1 rRNA gene is annotated in these 288 nt (G+C 48.6%); it reads right to left on the bottom strand.

The window, feature by feature from the left end:
* Positions 1-104 (bottom strand): 5S ribosomal RNA (gene rrf / locus BSPA111_RS22480); the annotation flags it as partial.
* Between the last annotated feature and the right edge of the window lie 184 nt (positions 105-288).

Genomic DNA, 288 nt, shown 5'->3' with positions numbered 1-288 from the left:
CCTACTCTCGCATGGGGAGACCCCACACTACCATCGGCGCTACGGCGTTTCACTTCTGAGTTCGGCATGGGGTCAGGTGGGACCACCGCGCTGTTGCCGCCAGGCATATTCTGTTTCATTAACCGTCATGTTATTCACATAACCATTAACGTAAAATCTGAGAATCAAGCTGAAAATCAAATGTCTTCGTCTCTCAACCAAAACACCTTCGGTGTTGTAAGGTTAAGCCTCACGGATCATTAGTACTGGTTAGCTCAACGTATCGCTACGCTTACACACCCAGCCTAT

Source organism: Buttiauxella sp. A111 (assembly GCF_014189855.1).
GTDB lineage: Bacteria > Pseudomonadota > Gammaproteobacteria > Enterobacterales > Enterobacteriaceae > Buttiauxella > Buttiauxella selenatireducens.
This window is presented reverse-complemented; position numbering and strand designations above follow the sequence as displayed.